Origin of the sequence: Mesorhizobium sp. CA12, from assembly GCF_020165255.1 — a bacterium.
Taxonomy (GTDB): Bacteria; Pseudomonadota; Alphaproteobacteria; order Rhizobiales; family Rhizobiaceae; genus Mesorhizobium.
Window position 1 is genome coordinate 315,451 of record NZ_JAIUHT010000002.1, and the last position, 22,912, is coordinate 338,362.

The window sequence follows — 22,912 nt, forward strand, 5'->3', positions numbered from 1 at the left end:
GGCGCAACCATGATCGACGACGAGCCGGAAAGCGAACGCGTCTCCGCGCTGGCGCCGTTCCGGCACGGCATCTTCCGCGCCGTCTGGTCGGCCAGCCTAGTGTCGAATTTCGGCGGCCTGATCCAGGGCGTGGGCGCCGCCTGGATGATGACCACGATCGCCACCTCGCCCTACCAGGTGGCGCTGGTCCAGGCCTCGACTACCTTGCCGATCATGCTGTTCGCGCTCGTTGCCGGCGCCATCGCCGACAGCTTCAACCGCCGCAAGGTGATGCTGGTGGCGCAGACCTTCATGCTGGTCGTCTCGGCGCTGCTGACCTTGTTCACCTGGCAAGGCTGGATGACGCCCTGGACGCTGCTTGCCTTCACCTTCCTGATCGACAGCGGCACGGCGCTGAACAGCCCGTCATGGCAGGCCTCGGTCGGTGACATGGTGCCGCGCGCCAAGGTGCCGGCGGCGGTCGCGCTCAATTCGCTGGGTTTCAACATCACCCGCAGCGTCGGCCCGGCCATAGGCGGCGTCATCGTCGCTGCCGCGGGTGCGGCGGCCGCCTTCGCCGCCAATGCCGCGAGCTATATCGGCCTGATCGTCGTGCTCGCCCGCTGGAAGCCGGCGCTGCCCGAGCAAACCCTGCCGCGCGAGTCACTCGGCGCGGCAATGGGCGCCGGCCTGCGCTATGTCGCCATGTCGCCCAACATCGCCAAGGTGCTGGTCCGAGGTTCGGCCTTCGGCTTCAGCGCCGGCGCGGTGCTGGCGCTTCTTCCCCTGGTGGCGCGCGATGTCGTCAAGGGCGATGCGCTGACCTACGGCATCATGCTCGGCGCCTTCGGCATCGGCGCGGTCGGCGGCGCGCTGATCAGCGTGCGGCTCAGGCAGCTGCTGTCCAGCGAGACGATGGTGCGCATGGCCTTTAGCGGCTTCGCGCTCTGCGCCCTCAACGCCGCAGTCAGCCGCAATGCCTGGCAGACATCGGCGGGCCTGCTCATCGGCGGCGCCTGCTGGGTGATCGCGCTCTCGCATTTCAACGTCACGGTGCAGATGTCGACGCCGCGCTGGGTGGTCGGCCGCGTGCTGTCGATCTACCAGACGGCGACCTTCGGCGGCATCGCGCTGGGCAGCTGGATCTGGGGCGTCGTCGCCGACGCGCATGGCGCGGAGACCGCGTTGACCGCTGCGGCGGTCGCGATGCTCGCCGGCGGCGCCATCGGCTTCGTCCTACCCTTGCCGCGGCAGACGGTGCTCAACCTCGATCCGCTCAACCGTTTCAAGGAACCGATGCTGGCGCTCGACCTCAAGCCGCGCAGCGGCCCGATCGCTATCATGATCGAGTACATCATCCGCGAGGAGGACGTGCCGGAATTCCTGGCGACCATGGCCGAGCGCGGCCGCATCCGCCGCCGTGACGGCGCCCGCAACTGGACTTTGGCCCGCGACCTCGAAAATCCGTCGGTGTGGATCGAGCACTACCACACGCCGACCTGGGTCGAGTATATCCGCCACAACCGGCGCGCCACCCATGCCGACGCCGTGGTCGGCGAACGCATCCGCGCGCTGCACAGCGGCGACAACCCGCCGCGCGTGCGCCGCATGATCGAGCGTCCGACCACCGCGGGCACGACGCTTGTCTCGCCGAAGGGGCCGATCGATCACTGATCGCACGTCGTCCGAAGCCTGCTTCGGCGTGCAAAGGGTCGACGATCAGTCGGCGCTCTGGATGATGTAGAGCTTGCGAGTGGCTGTGCCGTCGACCGACTAGCCCTCGCCGGAAAGATCGCGGCGCGCCTTGTCGAGCTCTTCGGCATAGCGGCGCATCAGATGGCTCTCGGTGAGCAGGCCGAGCACGATGCGCTCGTCGAAATCCTCGACCACCGCCAGCTCCTCGGCCCCGGTGCGCTGGAAGGTCTCGGCGGCGGTCTGGACATTCATCGACGGCACCAGCACCGCGTCCTTGAACTGGGCGAGCGCGCTCACCGGCATTTCGCCATCGGAGCGATCGCTGTGCAGTTCCGGCACCAGCAGCATGCCGACATATTGGTCGGCCTGCTCGACGGCGATGACCCGCTGCGCCGAGCCGAGCGGGATCTCCTTGCGGAATTCGGAGAGCGAGGTCGAGGCAGGGACGGTGCGGACGTCCTTGCGCATCATCGTGCCGACGGTGAGGCTGCGCATCCAGCCGACGTCATGGGCGCTGCGGATCGTTTCGCCGCGCAGGTGGAAACGCCAGGTCGAGAAGGAGTAGCCGAAGGTCTCGCGCACCAGGATCGCCGACATGATCGAGGCGGCCAGCACCACGCCGGTGAGCGTCAGGTCGCGGGTGGATTCCAGCGCCAGGAACGTCATGGTCAGCGGACCGCCGACGACGCCCACCGCAAGCGAGGTCATGCCCACGACGGCGGCGACCGCCGGGTCGATGCCAGCCGACGGCGCGGTCAGCGCCATGACGCCGGCAAAGACCTTGCCGAGCAAGGCCCCCAGAAACAGCGAGGCGAAGAACAGGCCGCCGCGGAAGCCCGAGCCGAGGGAGATGGCGGAGGCCGCCAGCTTCATCACGAAGACGCTCGCCACCACGGGAAGGGCATAATTCATGGCGAACTCGCGGTGTAGCGCGCCATGGCCGCTGGAGAGTACCTGCGGCGTGACCAGCCCGAGCAAGCCGACGAAGATGCCGCCGATGAACGGCCTGACCGACACGTCGATCGACAACCGTACAAAGAGCCGCTCGACGATGCTCACCAGATGCATGATCGCGATCGAGGCAGCCCCGCCGAGCAGCCCCAGCAGCAAGAATGGCACATACTCGCCGGCGGTCAGATTCGGCAGACCTGAGAGTTCCAGCGGGAACGGTACGCCGCCGAACATTTCCGCCGTCAGCGAAGCGGCGATCGCCGCCGCCATCACCGGCGCCACATTGGCGACGGAGTAGATGCCGATGACCAGCTCGAAACCGTAGAAGGCGCCGGTCAGCGGCGCGTCGAAGGCGGCGGCGATCGCGCCGGCCGCGCCGCAGCCGACCAGCATGCGGACATCGTTGCGGCGCAGCCGGAAAGCGCGGGCAAGTCGGGAAGCTACGCCGGAGCCGATCTGCGTGTAACCGGCTTCCAGCCCGACTGAGGCGCCGAAGCCGCTTGAGATCATCGTCTGCGCCACGATGATGAAAGTATCCGTGAGCGACATGCGCCCGCCATAGAGGGCGTTGGCTTCGATCGGGTCGACAGGTGTGCGGAACTTGCGCTTTCTGAGCCAGATGAGGGAAAGGCCGAGCAGCAGGCCGCCGATCGCCGGGAACATCGCCTGCACCGGATCGGCAAGCGAGAACATCGCCGAAAGCCGGCCGCCTGGCTGCACGTCGAACAGCAGGTAATGCATGCCTTGCACCAACGCGCTCATGCCGGTGACCAGCGCGCCCGCGATGACGCCGACCATGCCGGCCATCAGCACGATCACGATGCCGCGCGCCTCGAGCACGGGGATCGAGCTGATCAGCACCGCGCGAAGCCGGCGGGCGTAAACTTGTGGGTCGTTTCTGGCAGGCAACGAAGCGGCTCGCCGGTATGCGAAAGATAAGAACTGCCGTGCCTGATACGCGCGGCGGCTTTGCGTGGCAATCGCAATGCCGACCGCATGTGGCGCCATTTTGGCGTTGCGCCGCATTAGTCTTAAGCAAGACTTGCCGCGTGACCAGGAGATAGACTTAGTCGGGCACCGGTATGGTGAAAGGGCCGGAATCGTCTTGTACAACGAAGATCGCCAGCAGCTCCGCCCGCCGGCCTCTCCGCCGAGGAGGAACGCGCTGTGCGGCGCTGGCTGGTCGCCGTCGCGACCGCGGATGCGGCACAGCCGTAAATGCCTCACACGATCAGGTCGGCGCGCCGCCGTCCGTCTCGAAAAGCGTGAGCTTGCGCTCGCCGATGCCGAGCTCGGCCCAGCTCGCGCGCCATTCGGCGATATGCGCCGATTTGAAATGCGCTTCGAGCGCGGCGCGGTCGCTCCAGGCCTCCGAGACATGGATGAGCCCGGCATCCAGCACATCCTGCGCGTAGGAATAGCCGAGGCAGCCGGGCTCGGCGCGGCTCGCCGAGATCATTCGCTGCATCGCCGGCTTTGCCTGTTCGAGCCTGTCGCGTGGCAAGCGGATCGTGCCGATGATCAGGAGCATGCGATTTCCTTCCGATAGGTGGCTCAGGCGCCGTAGCCGCTCTCCCACCTTCGCGCAAGCTTGGAGGGTTACGGTCGAGGGCCTGTCCTGTGCGTGGCGGACGGCCTGGATTTTGAGGACGACATGGCGATCAGCGAAACACTACCGTCCGGCCTGGCGGTCAAGAACGGCCGCGACATCTTCTTCGCGCTGGGCATCGTCTTCATCTTGGCGGTGCTGTTCCTGCCGATTCCGGCCTTCCTGATCGATATCGGCCTCGCCTTCTCGATCGCGCTTTCGGTGCTGATCCTGATGGTGGCGCTGTGGATCCAGCGGCCGCTCGACTTCTCATCTTTCCCGACCGTGCTGCTCATCGCCACCATGCTCAGGCTATCGCTCAACATTGCTACCACGCGCATGATCCTGTCGCACGGCAACGAGGGCACGCATGCCGCCGGCTATGTCATCTCGGGCTTCTCGAAGCTGGTGATGTCGAGCGACTTCGTCATCGGCCTCATCGTCTTCATGATCCTGATCGTGGTGAACTTCATCGTCATCACCAAGGGCGCGACCCGTATCGCCGAGGTCGGCGCGCGCTTCACGCTCGACGCCATTCCCGGCAAGCAGATGTCGATCGACGCCGACCTTTCCGCCGGCATGATCGATGAGAAGACCGCGCAGCTGCGCCGCCGCGAGCTGGAGGAGGAGAGCTCCTTCTTCGGCTCGATGGACGGCGCCTCGAAATTCGTGCGCGGCGACGCCATCGCCGGCCTGATCATCACCGCCATCAATATCGTCGGCGGCATCGCCATCGGCTATCTGCGCCACGGCATGGGCCTTGGCCAGGCGGCCGACGTCTTCATCAAGCTGTCGGTCGGCGACGGCCTCGTCACCCAGATCCCGGCGCTTATCGTCTCGCTCGCCGCCGGCATGCTCGTCTCCAAGGGCGGCACGCGCGGCTCGACCAACCAGGCGGTGTTCGGCCAGCTCGGCGCGCATCCGCGCGCGCTCTACGTCGCGGCCTCGCTGCTGGTCATCCTCGGCCTGATGCCCGGCCTGCCCCTGTTCCCCTTCTTCGCGCTTGCCGGCGGCATGGCCGGCCTCGGCTACATCATCCCGCTGCGCCAGAGCCGCGAGCGCGCCGCCGCCGAAGCCCTGAAGACGCAGGAAAAGGCGAACAAGGTCGAGGAGGAGAAGAACTCGGTCAAGGCCTCGCTGGTCACCGCCGAGATCGAGCTTCTGATCGGCAAGCAGCTTTCGACCAGGCTGATGGTGGCGCACCAGGAACTGGTGTTCCGCATGTCGAAGATGCGCAAGAAATTCGCCCAGCAATATGGCTTCGTGGTGCCGGAGGTGCGCGTCGCCGACGACTTCGCCATCCCGCCGAAGAGCTATCAGATCAAGGTGCACGGCACTGTGGTCGCAGAATACCAGATGCGCGTCGGCGAGATCATGGTGCTGCTCGGCACGCGCGGCGTGCCGGAAATCCCCGGCGAGGAAATCCGCGAGCCGGCCTTCGGCATGCGCGCCTATTCCGTGCTCGAAACCTTCGCCGAGGATCTGAGACGCGAGAACTTCACCTTCGCCGACAACATGTCGGTGCTGCTCACGCATCTCTCCGAGGTCATCCGCAACAACCTGCCGCAGCTTCTGTCCTACAAGGACATGAAGGCGCTCCTGGAGCGGCTCGACCCGGAATACCGCAAGCTCGCCGACGAGATATGCACCTCGCACATCTCCTATCCAGGCCTGCAGGCCGTGCTGAAGCTGCTGCTCGCCGAGCGCGTCTCGATCCGCAACCTGCATTTGATCATCGAGGCGATCGCCGAGATCGCGCCGCATGTGCGCCGCACCGAGCAGATCGTCGAGCACGTGCGCATCCGCATGGCGCAGCAGATCTGCGGCGACCTCTCCGAAGGCGGCACGCTCAAGGTGCTGCGCCTGGGCAACCGCTGGGACCTGGCCTTCCATCAGAGCCTCAAGCGCGACGCCAAGGGCGAGGTACGCGAGTTCGACATCGATCCGCGTCAGCTCGAGGAATTCGGCCAGGACGCCACCAAGGCGATCCGCAAGCATCTCGAGGCCGGCGAGCGTTTTGTGCTCGTCACCGCGCCCGACGCCCGTCCCTATGTGCGCATGATCATCGAGCGGCTGTTCACGACGCTTCCCGTTCTCAGCCATGTCGAGATCGCCAAGGGCGTCGAGATCAAGGTGCTCGGAACAATCTCGTGAACGCGCTCTCGCAAGGCGTCGTCATCGCCGCCTTCCTCGCCTTCTGCCGTATCGGCGCCTGCTTCATGCTGATGCCCGGCCTGTCCAGCGCCCGCGTGCCGCTGCAGATCCGGCTGTTCGTTTCGCTCGCCGCCACCGGCGGCCTGCTCGCTTTCCTGTGGGACCGCATCTACCCGTTCGTCGATCCGCGCCCGCAGGTCCTGGCGCCGATGATCGTCTCGGAGCTCTTGGTCGGCGGTCTGATCGGCGCCATGACCAGGCTCTACATGGAGGCGCTGCGCTTCATGGGCTCGGCCATCGCCATGCTGATCGGCTATAGCGGCTCGGGCGGACCGGCGATCGAGGAGCCGGAACCGCAGGCGGCCCTTGCCGCCATCATCTCGTTCTCGGCGCTGCTTCTGCTCTTCGTCTTCGACTTCGACCACGAGATCGTCAAGGCGCTCGTCGCCTCCTACACGGTCGCTCCGGTCAACGTGTTCTTCAACCCGCAGGCGGCGCTGGTCGACGTCACCGACACGGTGTCCGACGCCTTCTTTCTGGTCATCCGCCTCGGCAGTCCCTTCGTCGCCTATGCCATCCTGGTCAATCTGACGATCGGCTTCGTCAACAAGCTGACGCCGCAGATCCCGGTCTATTTCATTTCGCTGCCCTTCGTCATCGCCGGCGGAATGATCATCTTCTATTTCGCCGTCGGCACCTTGCTGTCGCTGTTCGTCGACGGCTTCGTCGACCTCACCCTGGCGAGATAGGCTCCATGACCGTGCGAAAGGACCGCCTGAAGAAACTGGTCAAGGTGCAGGAGCAGTTGAAGGCGCTGCACGAGACCCGCCACGCCGGCTTCCTCGCCGCCGCCGTCAAGGCCGAAACGGAGGCCAAGGAGCTGATCGAGCGCTTCGACACCGACAGCTCGCTGGGTTCCCTCTTTCCGGAAATCTACCACCGCCGCATCACTGACGCGCTCGGCCGTCAGGAACGGAACCTCGAGAACGCCCGCCAGGAAGTATCGCTGATCGCCACTGCGACGGCGCGCACCAACATGGTCGAGCGCGCCTACAAGGACGAGCGCCGCCGCGACGAGCGCGAACGCTCCGACCGCGAGCGGCTCGATCTGATCATGCAGAAGCGAACCTCCGACCGCTGATCATCGCAAGCCTGCCACAAGCTTCTTCAGTCATTGTGCAACTAACAAAACCGACAAAGGGCGGACTTTCTTGGCCATTTCCCCACCCAGCGACATCGTCATGGACGTTGCCCGCGCAGCGGAGCCGGCCGATGTCGAGGCCGCGCGCGCGGCGCTCGCGAGAAGGGCGAATGGCACCTCGGCGCCTTTCTCTGTCGATCCATCCGCGACGGTCGATGCCGGCTCCATTCTCTCGCGCGCAACGGCCGACAAGGCGGAAGCCGCCAATCCGGCGAAGAAGTTCCAGCGCTTCGAGGCGATGGTGCTGACCACCTTCATCCAGAACATGATGCCCAAGGACACCGAGGGTGTTTACGGCAAGGGCCTGGCCGGCGACATGTGGAAGTCGCAGCTCGCCGAAAAGGTGGCCGATGTCATGGCCGCGCATGGCGGCATCGGCATCGCCAGATCCATGCTTGCCGACCATTATCTCGACGGCAAGCACAAGGTGCCGGTCGGCCCCATTGCCGGTGGAGCGCAGAAAACCGAGATCGACCGGCAGACCCGGCTTTCGACCTCGATGATCGAGGAGCTTGAGCGCAAAGCAGCACGGTCGATGACCGGCGACGAGACGATCATAAAAACAGATATCAAGATCTAGGGACCTACATGGCCGACCAAACGGAGCTTTCCAACCTTCCCGCACGCACCAGCGCAATGGAGGCGCCCGCCGCCGCGCGACCCGGCAACCTCGCCGCCATCATCGGTCGCATCGAGGAAGTCGTGGACGAGGAAACCGCCGGCATCCGCAGCGGAACGGCCTATGATCTCAAGGCCTCGAACGCGCGCAAGAGCCGGTATCTCTACGAGCTGAACCGCGCCATGAAGGGCGCCAACGAGATCGAATTCCTCGAGCAGCATCGCGAAGGCCTGCTGCGGCTGCGCCAGAAGCTGGCCAGGAACGAGGCGGCGATCCTTGCCCATCTCAACGCGGTCAACGAAGTCGCCACGCTTTTGAGGAACGCCATCCAGCGCGCCGATACCGACGGCACCTATTCGGCCGGTGAGTTCGGAATGGCGCGAGCCTGATGAGATGATCGAGGCGCAAGGACAGACCCGGTGATAAAATTCATCGCCGCCGCGCTGTGGATCTGCGCCGTGACGCTCGGCGCGGTCTTCTATTCCTTCCAGGCGGCGGGCCAGCGCGGCGCGGCCGAGCCGCCGAAGCCGATGCTGGGCGGCCTCGACTATGTCAAGACCGACATGATCTCGGTGCCGTTGCTGCGCGACGGGACGATCGAGGGCTATTTCCTCACCAAGCTCGTCTACACGGTGGAGCCGGACCAGATAAAGAAGCTGTCGATCCCGGCGCAGGCGCTGATGACCGACCAGGTCTATTCCTATCTCTATTCCAACCCGCAGATCGATTTCACCAAGAAGGAATCGATCGATCTCGACGCTTTCCGCAAGTCGATCCGCGACACCATCAACACCCGCGTCGGCGTCGAGCTGGTGCACGACGTGCTGATCGACCAGGTCAACTTCCTGTCCAAGGACGATATCCGCGACAACGCGCTTCGGCGCCGCAAGAATGCCGGCGACACCGCGGCGGCGATGACCAAGCCTTTCCAGGCGCCGGAGCATTGACTGCCTAGCCGCGTGCGCCGGCGATAGACATGGCCCAGTTTCCCTAAGCGATATGACGCATGGTGACCGCGTTGACGTAAACGTCAACTCGAAGCTATATGCGCCTGTGGTCGCGCTGGAGCGCGGCGCGTCTACCTCGCCCAGCGGCCAAGCGCCGGTGCGCGTCAACGCAACCAACGAGGAGAACCGCCATGGGCGTTCAGGAGATTGCCGACAAGATCAGGTCGCGCGTGGCAAGCGCCGGCTTCGAGCATTCGGTCAAGTTCGACACCGGCAGCGACGGCGTCATCGTCATCGACGGCGCGACCGTCTCGACCACCGATGCGCCGGCCGATTGCACCGTCAAGCTGTCGCTTGACGATCTGGATTCGCTGATTGCCGGCGACCTCAATCCGACCATGGCCTTCATGTCCGGCAAGCTGAAGGTCGAGGGCGACATGACCGTCGCCATGGCGCTCAGCCAGTTGCTCGGCTGATCCTTCGCAAAAACAGCAACGCCGCCCGATGGGCGGCGTTCCTGTTCTTGTCGAACCTAAAGCAATTCCAGGAAAAGTGCGTAGCGGTTTTCCGTCCGGAATTGCGTGAAAACAAAGGCTTCAGGCGACGAAACCCAGCGCCTGTCCTTTGATCTTGCGGCCGGCGGCCTTGATCGTGCCTTTGGCGCCGTCCAACGCGCCTTCCTGCAGTTCCAGCGCCAGAAGCCGGTGCCGCTCATAGGGGCCAGGCATGGCAAGCGCCCCCGTGCGGTCGGCTGAGAAGCCGAACCGCCCGTAATAGGGCGCATCGCCGACGAGCAGGATCGCGCCATGGCCGAGCCGCGCCGCTTCGGCGACTGCATGCCGCATCAGCGCCGAGCCGATGCCGCCGCTCTTCAATCCCGGCTCGACCGCGAGCGGGCCGAGCAGCAGCGCAGCCGGACCGCCCTCCCCCAACCTCACATCCCACAGCCGCACCGTGCCGACGACCGCGCCCGACGCATCGCGGGCGACAAAGGCCAGGCCTTCCGAGGGCCGGCGGCCGCGCCGCAGCTTCTCGGATGACTTCTTCTTGCGCTTCGGCCCCATGGCGCGGTCGAGCAGCGCTTCGCGCGCCGCGACGTCGCCCGCGCCTTCGCCAAGAATGACGAAGGCCGGCGCCTGGGCGGCCCCCTCGTCCGGCGCGCCGCGCGAGCCAGCCTGTGCCCGCAGGGCCAGGGAGGGCGCAAACCCATTTTCAGGCGAAGTGGAAACCGGTTCGCCGTAAGAAAATGCGCCGAGAAGCGCTGCCGTCGAGCCGTTCTCCCCCGCGGAGAAAAGCTCAGCCAACGGTCCGGACGAGGGGGCAATTTCAGTGGCCGCGAAGGCCGATTTGGTCAGGTATTCCATGTCCGCGATCCTTCACGAGCGGAGATCTGTCCCACAAGCGAGCCCGGGCGGGCGACATGCGCCCGCGCCGGTTTGATCTGAGCGGTTTCTTGCGAACTGCTCAGATCACGTAGGATCGGAGAGGTTCGAAGCCGTTGAAGGCGACCGCCGAGTAGGTGGTCGTATAGGCCCCGGTGCCTTCGATCAGCACCTCGTCGCCGATGGTCAGCGACAAGGGCAGCGGATAAGGCGTCTTCTCATACATCACGTCGGCCGAATCGCAGGTCGGGCCGGCGAGCACGCAGGGCGCGGTCTCCGAGCCGTCATGGCGGGTGACCAGCGGATAGCGGATCGCCTCGTCCATGGTCTCGGCGAGACCGCCGAACTTGCCGATGTCGAGGAACACCCAGCGCACATTGTCGTTGTCGGCCTTCTTCGAGATCAGCACGACTTCCGACTTGATGACGCCGGCATTGCCGACCATGCCGCGTCCCGGCTCGATGATCGTCTCGGGTAGCGCGTTGCCGAAATGCTTGCGCAGGGCCGAGAAGATCGCCTGGCCGTAGGCCTGGGCCGCCGGCACGTCCTTCAGGTAACGGGTCGGGAAGCCGCCGCCCATGTTGACCATCTTCAAGACGATGCCTTCCTCGGCGAGCGTCGCGAACACCTTCCTGGCGTCGCCCAGCGCGCGATCCCAGGCCGACAGGTCGGTCTGCTGCGAGCCGACATGGAACGACACGCCATAGGCATCGAGGCCGAGGCCCTTGGCATGACGCAGCACGTCGACGGCCATCGCCGGCACGCAGCCGAACTTGCGCGACAGCGGCCATTCCGCGCCTTCGCCGTCGGTCAGCACGCGGCAGAACACGCGCGAGCCGGGGGCGACGCGGGCGATCTTCTCGACCTCTTCGACGCAGTCCACCGCGTAGAGGCGAATGCCGAGTTGGTAGGCGCGTGCGATGTCACGCTCCTTCTTGATGGTGTTGCCGAAGGAAATGCGGTCCGCCGGCGCGCCGGCATCCATCGCCATCTCGACCTCGGCAACCGATGCGGTGTCGAAGGACGAGCCCATCGCAGCAAGCAGGCGCAGGATTTCCGGCGCCGGGTTTGCTTTCACCGCATAGTAGATCTTGGAATCGGGCAACGCCTTCTCGAAGGCGCGGAAATTGTCGCGCACGACATCGAGGTCGACGACGAGGCAAGGGCCGTTCGGACGTCGGGTGGCGAGGAAATCAAGGATGCGCTGGGTGGCCATCGGGTCTCTCCATAACGCCTTTCGGCGTGCAATAAGGCTGCGGGACGCGGGCTGTCGGCCTCGCGAACACGCGGTGGACAAAGGCGGGACGTCAAATCCATGGGACCAGCCGGTGGAGACCCCGGAACCATGAAATGCCGTCTCGCGGCGATGAACCTTGGCCTTGCCCGGCCTCGGTTCGCTTTGTCTGCCTTGGCTTGGATGGGAGACCCGTCCGCACTGCCGGCAATGAAGGTGTGCCTCTTTAGTAACCCCGGTCTTTGGACAACCGGAAGAGAACCAGAAAGGCCCGCACCGTCGTTGCTTCAAGGTGTCCTCGGTCTTGTGGTTGGCCACTGACCGACTGGAGGGGCTGGCTCCAGTTACCTTACCGATTGCCCTCACCATTCGAGGATCGGCGGACACCCACAGGCACGTGCGACTTTGGGCAAACGCGATATAGGAGCGAAGGGTTTCACAATCAATAAAAATCGTAAGTGCAGGTTGTAAAATTTCTGGCATCGAACAATGCTTGCCGCACTGTATTCGGATATCGAACGATGCCAGGAACTCAAGGACCGCTCAACGCCTTCCTAGATCTGCGCCAAATGCCCGTGGCGAATGCGGAATTGGGCCCGCTCGCAGGCCTTCGCCTGGCCGTCAAGGACATCTATGACGTCGCCGGCTACCGCACAGGCTGCGGCAACCCGCAAAAATTCGAGGAGGCGCACGCTGCCTCGCGCACGGCGCAAGCGGTGCAGACGATCCTCGACGCCGGCGCGCGATTCGTCGGCAAGACCCAGACCGACGAGCTGGCCTTCTCGCTGTTCGGCCAGAACGCGCATTTCCCGTATCCGGTCAATCCCGCCGCGCCCGAGCGCGTCACCGGCGGCTCCTCCTCCGGCTCGGCGGCCGCGGTTGCCGGCGGGCTGGCGAACATCGCCACCGGCTCCGACACCGGCGGCTCGATCCGCGCGCCGGCGAGCTTCTGCGGCCTGATCGGGCTGCGCACCAGCCATGGCCGCATCCCGCTCGACGGCGCGATGAAGCTGGCATCGAGCTTCGACACTTTCGGCTGGTTCGCCGACGACATCGAAACCTATGAGACGGTCGGCAAGCTGCTGCTTGGCCGCGATCCGCACCGGCACCCGCTCAACCGGCCGCTGTCGATCCGCTGGCTTGACGCCTTCGTCACCGGTCCAGCCGAAGCCGCCGAATATGCGCGTATGAAGGCGTCGGCGGCGGCCGTCGTCGGCCAGCCCGCGGAGACCGAATACGCCTTCGCCTCGTTTCCCGACGAGCTTTACTGGTGCTTCCGCCGCCTGCAGGCCTTCGAGGCCTGGCGCGAGCATGGTCCCTGGATTTCGGCCGGCGGCCGGCTCAGCCCGGGCGTCGAGGAGCGTTTCGGCTTCGGCCGCGCCATCGACGCCAAGACTGCCGCCACCGAAGCCGCGCGCCGCCTGGCGTTCCGGGCCGAATTCGGGGCGCTGCTCGGCAACAACGGCTTTCTGGTCCTGCCCACCGTTCCCGGCGCGGCGCCGCTCGCTTCAGGCGCACCCGAACAGTTCCAGGCCTATCGCGAAAGGGCGCTGCATCTCTTGTGTCTTTCCGGTCTCTCGGGCTTTCCGCAGATCACCTTGCCGATCGGCTCCGTCGACGGCGCGCCCTTCGGCCTTTCGCTGCTCGGCCCTTCCGGCAGCGACGTTGCCCTGATACGGCTCGGCCGCAGGATTCTCGACGCGGCACGAAAGGTCTGACCATGGATACATTGACGCGCATGCGCGCCTTCATCGACGTGGTCGAGGCGGAAGGCTTTTCGGCCGCGGCGCGCAAGATCGGCCGCTCCAAGGCGCTGTTGTCGAAATATGTGCGCGAGCTGGAGGACGAGCTCGGCGCGCTGCTGCTCAACCGCACCACGCGCCAGTTCTCGCTGACCGAAGCCGGCCACACCTATTATCAGCGCGCCTCCGAGATCGTGCGCGAGGTCGACAGCCTCGCCGAGGCTGTGCGCCAGTCTTCCGGCGACGTTCGCGGCAGGATCAAGCTGTCGGCCGCCCGCACCTTCGCCGATGCCCCGATCGGCCAGTCACTGGTCGACTTCGCCAGGCAGCATCCCGACATCGTGCTCGACATCCATCTCGACGACCGCTTCGTCGACCTCGTCGAGGAAGGTTTCGACCTTGCCGTGCGCATCTCGCGGCTGGAGAACTCCTCGCTGATCGCCAGACGGCTGGCGCCGTTCTCGGTCAGGCTTTGCGCGTCGCCGGAGCTGATCGCCAGGCATGGCAAGCCGACACGACCCCAAGATCTCGCCAACATGCCCTGCATCGTCGACACCAACGGCCGCTCGCTGTCCAACTGGCGCTTCAAGGGCGAGGGCGAGGACTCCATCAGCGTCGCCGTTTCGGGCCCGATCGAGGTCAACAGCCCGATCGTGGCGAGAGCCGCCGCGCTCTCCGGCCTGGGCTTCGCCATGCTGCCGGATTTCATCGCCGCCCCCGACGTTGCGTCCGGCAAGCTGGTCACCGCGCTCGACGATCGTCTCCCGACGGGCACCGGCATCTTCGCCGTCTACCCGCACCGCCGCTATCTGCCGGCCAAGGTAAGGGTCCTTGTCGATTTCCTGGTGCAGTGGTTCAAGACGCGCGACGCAGCGTGATAACCCGCGTCCCAATTTCGCCCCCTTTATGTTAACTCTCGGGCCTCACTCCCGAAGTCGATGGAATCGCGGCCCGGAATGCATCTGAAACGGCAAGCAACCATGCTGGCTTCGGCCATAGTGGCCACGTTCGCCTCGGTCGAGCAGGCCGAGGTGCACCCGCATGTTTTCGCCGAGGCTCGCCTCGACGTGATCCTCAGCCAGGATCACCAAAGTGTGACGGCGCTGCGCCACCTTTGGCGCTTCGACGACCTGTTTTCGAGTACGGTGATGATGGAGTTCGACAAGAACTCCGATCTGAAACTTGACGACAAAGAGCTCAAGGAAGTGGCCGACACCGTCCATTCCTCGCTTGCCGAGTTCAATTACTTCCAGCTCGTCACCCAGGACGGCAAGGACGTGCCGATGGTGCCGCCGCCGCATCTGATGGCGAACTTCGACAACGACCAGCTGATCATCCTGTTCGAGTCGCAGCCGAAAACCCCGATCAAGCTCGCCGGCAAAGTCGACATCGGCGTCTACGATCCGACCTTCTATACGGCGATTGACTTCACCGACGACGCCAACCTTGCCGTCGAAGGCCTGCCATCGACCTGCACCAAAAAGGTCATCCGGCCCGATCCTGACGAGGCGATCAAGGAAAACCAGAAGACCCTGACGGAGGCGTTCTTCAACGATCCGACAGGCACCAACATGAGCAAGATTTTCGCCACCAAGCTCGAGTTGAACTGCCCGCCGGAAGGATGATTTGGTGATGAAACCGTCGCTGCGCGCAAGCAGGTTCCGCAAAAGTGTCTCACGGTTTTGCGATCGGAACCTGCGACAAACAAGGGAATCCAAGCGGATATTCGTGGGGCATCCCACGAATATCCGCTTGGCCCTCGGGCTCTTGGCCGCTGCCTTGATTGTGACCCATCTGCCTGTCGCGGCGCATGCGCAAAGCTCGCTCGGCATCGGCACCAATGACGGCATGGCTCCCACCACCACCGGTCCGTTCGCCCATATCCTGATGTGGATCAATCTGCGTCAGCAGGAGTTCTACCATTCGCTGGCGGCCGCCATGAAGGCGATGCGCCAGGACGGCAGCAAGCTTTGGCTGCTGATCGGCTTGTCCTTCGCCTATGGCATCTTCCACGCCGCCGGCCCCGGCCACGGCAAGGCGGTGATCTCCTCCTATATGGTCGCCAACGAAGTGGCGTTGAGACGCGGCATCATGCTCTCCTTCGTCTCGGCGATGCTGCAGGGGCTGACGGCGGTGGTCGTCATGATGCTTGCCTATTTCGTGCTGCGCGGCACCGCGATCTCGATGACCGACGCGGCCTGGTTCCTCGAAATCTCGAGCTACGTGCTGGTGACGCTGTTCGGCGCCTGGCTGTTGTGGCGCAAGCTCGGTCCGTCGATCCTGCGCCTGTTCGGCAGGACGCCTGCCTACAGCCTGTCGGCCGCTCATGCCGGTCATTCGCATGGCGGGCATGCGGGCCACTCGCACGCTCATGCGCATGCACTGCACGTGCATGACGATCATGATCATTCGCACGGTCACGATCACATTGATCACGACCACCACGACCACGGCCCAGGCGAAGTCTGCGACGCCTGCGGTCATTCGCATGCGCCGGACCCGGCGATGCTTTCGGGCGACCGCTTCGACTGGCGCACGGCCTGGTCGGCGGTGGCCGCCGTCGGCATCCGCCCCTGCTCCGGCGCGCTGATCGTGCTGAGCTTCGCGCTGCTCAACGGCCTGTGGGTCGGCGGACTGCTGTCGGTGCTGGCGATGTCGATCGGCACCGCGATCACCGTCTCGGCGTTGGCGACGATCGCAGTGCTGGCGAAGAACTGGGCGGTCTATTTCGCCGGCGACGGACGCCTCGGCAACCGCATCCATTCGATTGTTGAGATCGGCGGCGCCGCCTTCATCTTCCTGGTCGGATTGCTGCTGTTGTCGGCGAGCGTAGCGACGGGTGGATAAAGCAGTCCATCATTACGTGGCGATACTGAGCACCCGAAGTCAGCATAAGATTTCTCGGTTGCCATCCGACCCCTTGGCCTGAAGAGCTATTTTAACGATTGTCCTCTTTGATGGATACCTGCCGACACGGTGGGAATCCCAAAATGAATCAAGACATCAGGACGCTACTGTTCCGTCTTTCAATCAGCGCCCTTGCCAGTGTCGTGGGCGTTGTATTTCGCCCGTTTTGGCTGTCCTACTGGGGCATGCCCACCTTCATTTTTCTGGCTTGGCTGACCATATCGGTCGCATTGGGATGGGTCGGAAGAAGCCAGCCAAATTCATTTCGTTTCGGATTCATCGCGGGAAGCGGCTTTGCTTCATCCCTTATCGCGACAGTTCTGACTAAGAGCGTAGTTGTCGGAGCAGGGTTACTTATCGCTTTGGCTTACATTGGCATAAAAACAAAATTCTTTGCCCGATGGGGCGGCGAGTCGGGTTCTCATCCGAAACAATAGCATTCGCTGCGAAAACGCATCGCTCAATTGCCGCCGAGCTCATCCTCGATATGCGCGCGGATGATTTCGTCGAAACTGCTTTCGGCGGCGAAACCGAGTTCCCTCGCCCGCCTGGCCTCGAAGCGTGTCGGCCAGCCTTTGACGATCGCCCAGACGGTCTCATCGGGCTGCTCGCGGATCCGCTTCGCGACCTCGGCGCCGGCGATGCGTTCCAGCGCCTCGATCTGCTCGCCGACCGTGACGGCGACGCCCGGCATTGTGAGGTTGCGGCGCGGACCAACCTTGTCGCCGTCGATCTCGGCTGCATGGATGAGGAAATTCACCGCCGAACGCGGGCTGGCATGGGTGTGCAGCACCGATCGCGGCACCGGCAGGATCGCCTCCTGGCCGGCGAGCGGCTCGCGGATGATGCCTGAGAAGAAGCTCGACGCCGCCTTGTTCGGCTTGCCGGGGCGAACGCAGATCGTCGGCAGCCGGATGCCGATGCCGTCGAAGAAGCCGCGCCGCGTATAGTCGGCGAGCAGCGCTTCGCTCATCTGCTTCTGCGTGCCGTAGGAGGTGAGCGGCGTCGGATGGAATTCGTCCGGGATGACGTCCGGAAACGGCGCGCCGAACACGGCGATCGACGAGGTGAAGACGAGGCGCGGCGCGAACGCCGCCAGCCGCACGGCGTCAAACAGGGTGCGCGTGCCGTCGAGATTGACGCGATAGCCGAGGTCGAAATTAGCCTCTGCCTCGCCCGAGACGATGCCCGCCAGATGGAAGATCACATCCGGGCGCGGAGCCACGAGAGCGGCCATGGCGCCGGGCGCGGAAAGATCGCCGGTGTGGATCGAAACATCGGCGCCCGCGAGCGCCGGCGCCTGCGGCGCCACGATGTCATGCAGGTCGAGCGCCGTGATCTTGCGCCCGCGCAAGGCGCCGTCCTTGGCGAGCCGCGCGATAAGCTTGCGGCCGACCATGCCGGCCGCGCCCGTGATCAGAATTCTCATCTTCAGAGACCTTTCTTGCGCTGGCTGCGTCCGCGCAGCCACAGGACGACGAACAGACCGACCATGAAGATCGCGGCGATGACGGCCGCGAGCACCGTCGACACCTTGCCGGCGGCCAGCATGATGGCCGGCAGGAAATAGGCGGCGAGGCCGAACACGAGCAGTATCACGGCCGCGGCCGTCGCCGCGTTGCGGGTGTCACGATCCATCAGCTGGCTTCTTCAGTTCGAGGCTGTTCGGGTTCATCATCACGCCGCGATCAGTGATAGTGCCGGCGATCGCGCGGCGCATCATGCGCATGGTCGTGATCATGATGGTGGTCGTGCTCGTCATGGCTGTCCGCGCATTGGCCGAATTCGGGTTCGACAGTGGCATGCTCGATGCCATGCTCGGCCGCAAGCCGTTTCTTGATGGCGCTCACCGCCACATGCGCATCGACGCCGTCATTCAGGCAAGCATGCAGCGTCGCCATGTTGGAGGTCCCGTCGAGAGACCAGACATGCATATGGTGCACCTCGCGCACGCCCTTGACAGCGCCTTCGATGTCCTTGGCGATCAGGTCGCGATCGAGGCTGGCCGGCACGCCTTCGAGCAGGACGTGGGCCGCCTGGCGCATCAGCGACCATGCCGTCGAGAGAATGAGCAGCGACACCAGCACCGACAGGATCGGATCGATGGGCGTCCAGCCGGTTGCCAGGATGATGAGGGCTGCCGCGATTGCCGCGGCCGAGCCAAGCAGGTCGCCCAGCACATGCAGGATGGCGCCGCGCATGTTGAGGCTTTCCCGATCGCCGCCATGCAGCACGAAGAAGGAGGCGATGTTGACCAGAAGGCCTGCCACCGCCACCACCAGCATCGGCCCGCCGAGCACCGGTGCCGGGTTCATCAGCCGCCCCCAGGCCTCGTAGACGATCCAGAGCGCGATGACGAAGATGGCGATGCCGTTGGTGTAGGCGACCAGCGTCTTCACGCGGGCGAAGCCATAGGTGAGGCGGCCGGTGGCCGGACGGCCTGTCAGGTGGAAGGCATACCAGGCAAGACCGAGCGCGATGGCGTCGGCCAACATGTGCCCGGCATCGGCGACCAGCGCCAGCGACCCGGTCAGCCAGCCGCCTAGCGCCTCGGCGACCATGAAGCCCGCGGTCAGGCAGGTCGCGATCAGCACCCGTTTCTTGTCGGTCGAGCCATGCACATGGCCGGCGGCATGGCTGTGACCAGCCGAGCCATGAACGTGCGAGCCATGGTCATGCGCCATCGCTGAACTCCTGTCACGCGCCGAAATCAGCGCGGAAATCCTCGAGCCGCCGCTTCTGAGCGCCTTCGCGGTCGAAATTCGCCGGATCGAGCCAGCCCTCATAGGCGTTGCGCAAGGCCGGCCATTCCTTGTCGATGATCGAATACCACGCCGTATCGCGGTTTTCACCCTTGACCACAAGGTGTTGCCGGAAGATGCCTTCGAACCTGAAGCCGAAGCGCTCGGCGGCGCGCTTCGAGGGCTCGTTGCGGTTGTTGCACTTCCACTCGTAACGGCGGTAGCCGAGATCGTCGAAGAGATATTTCGCGAACAGGAACTGCGCCTCGGTCGCGGCCGGTTTGCGCGAGATCAGCGGACCCCAATAGATGTTGCCGATTTCGCCGACGCCGTTGGCGGCGTCGATACGCATCAGCGTCTGACGCCCCGCGATCTTGCCGCTCGCCTTGTCGATGACGGTGAAGAACAGCGGGTCCTCGCTCGCTTCGGCCTTGTCCAGCCAAGGCTGGAAGGCCGCGCGGGTCTCCGGCGGATAGTCCGGCAGCCAGGCGAAACGTCCGCCGGCATCCGAAACCGAGGAGGCCTCGTAGAGGCCATCGCCATGCTTTGCCGCGCTCAGCGGCTCGAGCCTGACGGTGCGTCCCTCTATCGCTTTGCGCTTCGGCCGCGGGCGCGGCTGCCAATTCTTCAGATCTTCCGACACGGCCATTCCAATCCGTTTGACTTTTGCCTGCGGACGGTCACAAAAACGCTCGCTCACAGAAAGAACCACAGGAACGGGAAAAATGCTCCACACGATCGCGGCCTTCGACCGTCTCGGCGAGGAAAATGCCTTCGCGGTGCTGGCGAGGGCCACCGCGCTTGCCCATCAGGGTCGCGACATCGTCAACCTCGGCATCGGCCAGCCCGACTTCAAGACGCCCCAGCACATCGTCGAGGCGGCGATCAAGGCGCTGCGCGACGGCCACCATGGCTACACGCCGGCAAACGGCCTCTTGGCCACCCGCGAGGCCGTCGTGCGCCGCACGCTGACCACCACCGGCGTCGAGGTGTCGCCCGAGAACGTGATGATCCTGCCCGGCGGCAAGCCGACCATGTTCGCCGCGATCCTGATGTTCGGCGAGGCCGGCACCGAGATCCTCTACCCCGATCCCGGCTTTCCGATCTACCGCTCGATGATCGAGTTCACCGGCGCCACCCCGGTGCCGGTGCCGATCCGTGAGGAGAACGGCTTTGCCTTCTCGGCCGACGAGACGCTGGCGCTGATCACGCCCAGGACCAGGCTGCTGATCCTCAACTCGCCCGCCAATCCGACCGGCGGCGTTACCCCGCGGGCCGAGATCGAGAAGCTGGTCAAGGGCCTGGAGAAGCACCCTGAGGTCGCCATCATGTCCGACGAGATCTACGACGTCATGACCTATGACGGCGAGACCCACTGCTCGCTACTCAATTTCCCCGAGATCCGCGACCGGCTGATCGTGCTCAACGGCTGGTCGAAGACCTGGGCGATGACCGGCTGGCGCATGGGCTGGTCGATCTGGCCGAACGGCGACAAGGGCGCGCATCTCTACGACAAGGTTCGCAAGCTGGCGGTGAACTGCTGGTCCTGCGTCAACGCGCCGAGCCAGTATGCCGGCATCGCCGCGATCGACGGCCCGCAGGACGACGTCGAAAAGATGATGCGCGCCTTCGACAACCGCAGGAAGATCGTGGTCGAAGGGCTGAACGCGCTCCCCGGCATTTCCTGCATCACGCCTAAAGGTGCCTTCTATGCCTTCCCCAATGTCTCGAAGACCGGATGGAAGGCGAAGAAGCTTGCCTCGGCGCTGCTCGAGGATGCCGGCGTCGCTTTGATCGGCGGCCCCGATTTCGGCGTTCTCGGCGAAGGCTATATCCGGCTTTCCTACGCCAATTCGGAGGAGAACATCCTGCGCGCGCTGGAGCGGATCGAGGCGTTCCTGAACAAGTGATCGATCAGGCGCTCATCCGCGCCCGACGAATGGCATCTTCGTCGCCATCACCGTCATGAACAACACATTGGCATCGAGCGGCAGGCTGGCCATATGCAGCACCGCGTCGGCGACGCGCTGCACATCCATCACCGCTTCGGCGGCGATCGAGCCGTTGGCCTGCGGCACGCCCACCGTCATCGGCTGCGCCATCTCGGTCAGCGCATTGCCGATGTCGATCTGGCCGCAGGCGATATCAAAGGGCCGACCGTCGAGCGCCAGCGTCTTGGTGAGCCCGGTGATCGCGTGCTTGGTCGCCGTATAGGGCGCTGAGCCTGGGCGCGGTGCATAGGCCGACACAGAGCCGTTGTTGATGATGCGGCCGCCCATCGGCTTCTGCCGCCGCATCGCACCGAAGGCTGCGCGAGCGCACAGGAACGATCCGGTGAGATTGACGCCCACGACATCGTTCCACACCTCGACCGGAATCTCGTCGATCAGCGTCGACTTGTAGCCCATGCCGGCATTGTTGAAGAGCAGGTCGACGCGGCCGAAGCCTTCGAGCACGGTCTCGAACATGTCGTCCACTTCCTCGGCCTTGCTGATATCGCAGGCGACGGCCAATGCCTTGGCTTGCGTCTTGCCCGCATCGGCGATCGCCTCTTCCAGCAGCGTCTTGCGGCGGCCGCAGAACACCGTGTTCCAGCCTGCCTTGAGCAGCGCCGTCGCGACGCTCTTGCCGATGCCGGTACCGGCGCCGGTAACGATGGCGGTCTTCTCTGCTATGGCTGTCATCGCCGTCCTCCGGTCATGGATGGAAAGACGTGGCATCGCAAATGCCTGGGGTCATGGCAAGCCGCTGTTGGCAATAAAGAAAGGCCAACAAAAAGGGCGGCCATTGGCGACCGCCCCGATCTGAACCGTGCTTGGGAGGAAGAAAAGCCGGTCCGACTGCTTAGAATGATGCGCTTGCTGGGTTAACGGAAGATTAACGACCGGCAAGGCCTCCCCGAAGGACGTTTACCACGCCGAATCACCACGGCGAATTGGGCGCCGTTCCTGCCGGCACCTTGGCCGCCGAAACCGTCGCCTCGACATGATCGACCAGGGCGTCCGGCAAGCCGAGGCGGCCGGCGAGCAGGTCGAGATAACCGCGCTCGGTGCGCGTGTCGGGATCGATGGTGAGCCGCGAGGCGGTATAAAGCTCGAGCTTCTGCGCATCGGTCTTGGCGCCGGCGACCAGCGTGTCGAGATCGAGCGGGCTTTCGAGCTCGGCAAGCAGGAATTTTTCCGCTTCGGCGCCGATGCCCGCGAGCTTGAGCTTGTCGGCGATCTTCTTACGCTCGTCATCGTCGACATGGCCGTCTGCCTTCGCCGCCGAGATCATTGCCCTGACCAGCGTCAGCGTGAACTCGGCCTCGCCCTGCGGCGCCTGCGAGGGGTGGAAGGCCGTGTCGGCCGGCGGCGGCAGCAGCTCTGGCTCGCCGGCGGCCGGCGCCTGCGCCGGCTCCTTGCCGGCCTTGTAGTTCTGATAAGCCTTGTAGGCGAGGCCTCCGATCGCAGCCAGGCCGCCGAGCTTGACGGCCGCGCCCGTCACCTGCCGGCCAGTGCCGGTGCCGAGCAGCACGGCTGCCAGCGCGCCGGCGGCGAGCGGATTGTCCTTTGCCATCTGCACCGCCTGCCCCGCCTTGTCGCGGACAGTCGAGCCGGTCCCGGGGATTTGCGAGCCGAGAAGGTCGTCGAGCAGCTTCTTGGGATCGAGCATCAATGCCTCCAGAATGGGCCCGGCCGAACGCGCCCGGGCAGGGTTTCGGACCGGCAAGAGGTAGGCCCCGTGCATCGACATTACAATGACGGGGCCAGCTTTCGCTCGCAGAACTGGC

24 protein-coding genes are annotated in these 22,912 nt (G+C 64.8%); 14 read left to right on the forward strand and 10 right to left on the reverse strand.

The features are described from left to right. Positions 1 to 9: 9 nt before the first annotated feature. Entirely contained in the window at positions 10 to 1,653 is a 1,644-nt protein-coding gene (locus LB520_RS05660; protein ID WP_224636754.1) for an MFS transporter, read from the forward strand. Positions 1,654 to 1,752: 99 nt separating this feature from the next. On the opposite strand, the gene LB520_RS05665 is transcribed toward LB520_RS05660, so the two are convergent. Next, complete coding sequence (locus tag LB520_RS05665; protein WP_224636756.1) at positions 1,753 to 3,534, reverse strand: chloride channel protein; 1,782 nt, start codon at positions 3,532 to 3,534, stop codon at positions 1,753 to 1,755. Between the two features lie 322 nt (positions 3,535 to 3,856). Then, positions 3,857 to 4,156, reverse strand: a complete 300-nt coding sequence (locus LB520_RS05670) for a putative quinol monooxygenase (protein ID WP_224636757.1) — start codon at positions 4,154 to 4,156, stop codon at positions 3,857 to 3,859. A 123-nt stretch (positions 4,157 to 4,279) separates the two neighbouring features. Here LB520_RS05670 and flhA point away from each other — a divergent pair, with 123 nt between their 5' ends. The 7 genes from flhA to LB520_RS05705 all read left to right on the forward strand — a co-directional run bounded on the left by flhA (position 4,280) and on the right by LB520_RS05705 (position 9,610). Next, positions 4,280 to 6,367 carry a flagellar biosynthesis protein FlhA gene (flhA, locus tag LB520_RS05675; RefSeq protein ID WP_224524281.1) on the forward strand — a complete coding sequence of 696 codons (2,088 nt, stop codon included), beginning with the start codon at positions 4,280 to 4,282 and terminating at the stop codon, positions 6,365 to 6,367. Then, a complete protein-coding gene (fliR, locus tag LB520_RS05680; RefSeq protein ID WP_224636758.1) occupies positions 6,364 to 7,116 on the forward strand; it encodes a flagellar biosynthetic protein FliR in 753 nt (250 codons plus the stop codon). Before flhA ends, fliR begins: the two co-directional genes overlap by 4 nt. A gap of 5 nt (positions 7,117 to 7,121) precedes the next feature. Continuing rightward, the gene (locus tag LB520_RS05685; protein ID WP_224524279.1) at positions 7,122 to 7,508 is read left to right on the forward strand and encodes a hypothetical protein; all 387 of its coding nucleotides are present in this window, start codon (positions 7,122 to 7,124) and stop codon (positions 7,506 to 7,508) included. Positions 7,509 to 7,578: 70 nt separating this feature from the next. Continuing rightward, positions 7,579 to 8,148, forward strand: coding sequence for a rod-binding protein (locus tag LB520_RS05690; RefSeq protein ID WP_224524267.1), 570 nt, complete (start codon positions 7,579 to 7,581; stop codon positions 8,146 to 8,148). Positions 8,149 to 8,156: 8 nt separating this feature from the next. Continuing rightward, a complete protein-coding gene (locus LB520_RS05695) occupies positions 8,157 to 8,576 on the forward strand; it encodes a hypothetical protein (protein ID WP_140542843.1) in 420 nt (139 codons plus the stop codon). Positions 8,577 to 8,606: 30 nt separating this feature from the next. Next, on the forward strand, positions 8,607 to 9,134 hold the full coding sequence (locus LB520_RS05700; protein WP_224543362.1) for a hypothetical protein: 528 nt from the start codon (positions 8,607 to 8,609) through the stop codon (positions 9,132 to 9,134). A 191-nt stretch (positions 9,135 to 9,325) separates the two neighbouring features. Beyond that, positions 9,326 to 9,610 (forward strand): SCP2 sterol-binding domain-containing protein, encoded by a 285-nt coding sequence (locus LB520_RS05705; protein ID WP_224636759.1) that lies wholly within the window; start codon positions 9,326 to 9,328, stop codon positions 9,608 to 9,610. Between the two features lie 120 nt (positions 9,611 to 9,730). Here the strand turns inward: LB520_RS05705 and LB520_RS05710 are convergent, their stop codons facing one another. Then, positions 9,731 to 10,321: a GNAT family N-acetyltransferase gene (locus tag LB520_RS05710; protein ID WP_140842274.1), complete on the reverse strand. Its 591-nt coding sequence runs from the start codon at positions 10,319 to 10,321 to the stop codon at positions 9,731 to 9,733. A gap of 277 nt (positions 10,322 to 10,598) precedes the next feature. After that, a complete protein-coding gene (gene odc2, locus LB520_RS05715) occupies positions 10,599 to 11,732 on the reverse strand; it encodes an ornithine/lysine decarboxylase (RefSeq protein ID WP_224636760.1) in 1,134 nt (377 codons plus the stop codon). Between the two features lie 539 nt (positions 11,733 to 12,271). Here odc2 and LB520_RS05720 point away from each other — a divergent pair. The 5 genes from LB520_RS05720 (at position 12,272) to LB520_RS05740 (ending at position 16,836) form a co-directional block, all read left to right on the forward strand. Next, positions 12,272 to 13,468 carry an amidase gene (locus LB520_RS05720; RefSeq protein ID WP_224636761.1) on the forward strand — a complete coding sequence of 399 codons (1,197 nt, stop codon included), beginning with the start codon at positions 12,272 to 12,274 and terminating at the stop codon, positions 13,466 to 13,468. A gap of 2 nt (positions 13,469 to 13,470) precedes the next feature. Beyond that, positions 13,471 to 14,370: a LysR family transcriptional regulator gene (locus LB520_RS05725; protein ID WP_224636762.1), complete on the forward strand. Its 900-nt coding sequence runs from the start codon at positions 13,471 to 13,473 to the stop codon at positions 14,368 to 14,370. Positions 14,371 to 14,448: 78 nt separating this feature from the next. Then, the gene (locus tag LB520_RS05730) at positions 14,449 to 15,117 is read left to right on the forward strand and encodes a DUF1007 family protein (RefSeq protein WP_140688713.1); all 669 of its coding nucleotides are present in this window, start codon (positions 14,449 to 14,451) and stop codon (positions 15,115 to 15,117) included. 154 nt (positions 15,118 to 15,271) lie between these two features. Further along, complete coding sequence (locus LB520_RS05735) at positions 15,272 to 16,339, forward strand: nickel/cobalt transporter (protein WP_263483622.1); 1,068 nt, start codon at positions 15,272 to 15,274, stop codon at positions 16,337 to 16,339. A 143-nt stretch (positions 16,340 to 16,482) separates the two neighbouring features. Beyond that, on the forward strand, positions 16,483 to 16,836 hold the full coding sequence (locus LB520_RS05740) for a hypothetical protein (protein WP_224603415.1): 354 nt from the start codon (positions 16,483 to 16,485) through the stop codon (positions 16,834 to 16,836). A 23-nt stretch (positions 16,837 to 16,859) separates the two neighbouring features. Here LB520_RS05740 and denD read toward each other — a convergent pair whose 3' ends face one another. The 4 genes from denD to LB520_RS05760 are packed head-to-tail and all read right to left on the reverse strand — an operon-like array spanning position 16,860 to position 19,783. After that, the gene (gene denD / locus LB520_RS05745; protein WP_224636764.1) at positions 16,860 to 17,828 is read right to left on the reverse strand and encodes a D-erythronate dehydrogenase; all 969 of its coding nucleotides are present in this window, start codon (positions 17,826 to 17,828) and stop codon (positions 16,860 to 16,862) included. A gap of 2 nt (positions 17,829 to 17,830) precedes the next feature. After that, positions 17,831 to 18,037: a hypothetical protein gene (locus LB520_RS05750; protein WP_095766345.1), complete on the reverse strand. Its 207-nt coding sequence runs from the start codon at positions 18,035 to 18,037 to the stop codon at positions 17,831 to 17,833. A gap of 50 nt (positions 18,038 to 18,087) precedes the next feature. Continuing rightward, complete coding sequence (locus LB520_RS05755) at positions 18,088 to 19,083, reverse strand: cation diffusion facilitator family transporter (protein ID WP_224636765.1); 996 nt, start codon at positions 19,081 to 19,083, stop codon at positions 18,088 to 18,090. 13 nt (positions 19,084 to 19,096) lie between these two features. After that, positions 19,097 to 19,783, reverse strand: coding sequence for a GNAT family N-acetyltransferase (locus LB520_RS05760; protein WP_224636767.1), 687 nt, complete (start codon positions 19,781 to 19,783; stop codon positions 19,097 to 19,099). Positions 19,784 to 19,865: 82 nt separating this feature from the next. Here LB520_RS05760 and LB520_RS05765 point away from each other — a divergent pair, with 82 nt between their 5' ends. Next, complete coding sequence (locus tag LB520_RS05765) at positions 19,866 to 21,050, forward strand: pyridoxal phosphate-dependent aminotransferase (RefSeq protein ID WP_224603410.1); 1,185 nt, start codon at positions 19,866 to 19,868, stop codon at positions 21,048 to 21,050. Positions 21,051 to 21,062: 12 nt separating this feature from the next. Here the strand turns inward: LB520_RS05765 and LB520_RS05770 are convergent, their stop codons facing one another. After that, positions 21,063 to 21,824, reverse strand: coding sequence for an SDR family oxidoreductase (locus LB520_RS05770; protein WP_140688699.1), 762 nt, complete (start codon positions 21,822 to 21,824; stop codon positions 21,063 to 21,065). Positions 21,825 to 22,062: 238 nt separating this feature from the next. Beyond that, positions 22,063 to 22,794, reverse strand: a complete 732-nt coding sequence (locus LB520_RS05775) for a tellurite resistance TerB family protein (RefSeq protein WP_224636768.1) — start codon at positions 22,792 to 22,794, stop codon at positions 22,063 to 22,065. Positions 22,795 to 22,912: the final 118 nt, after the last annotated feature.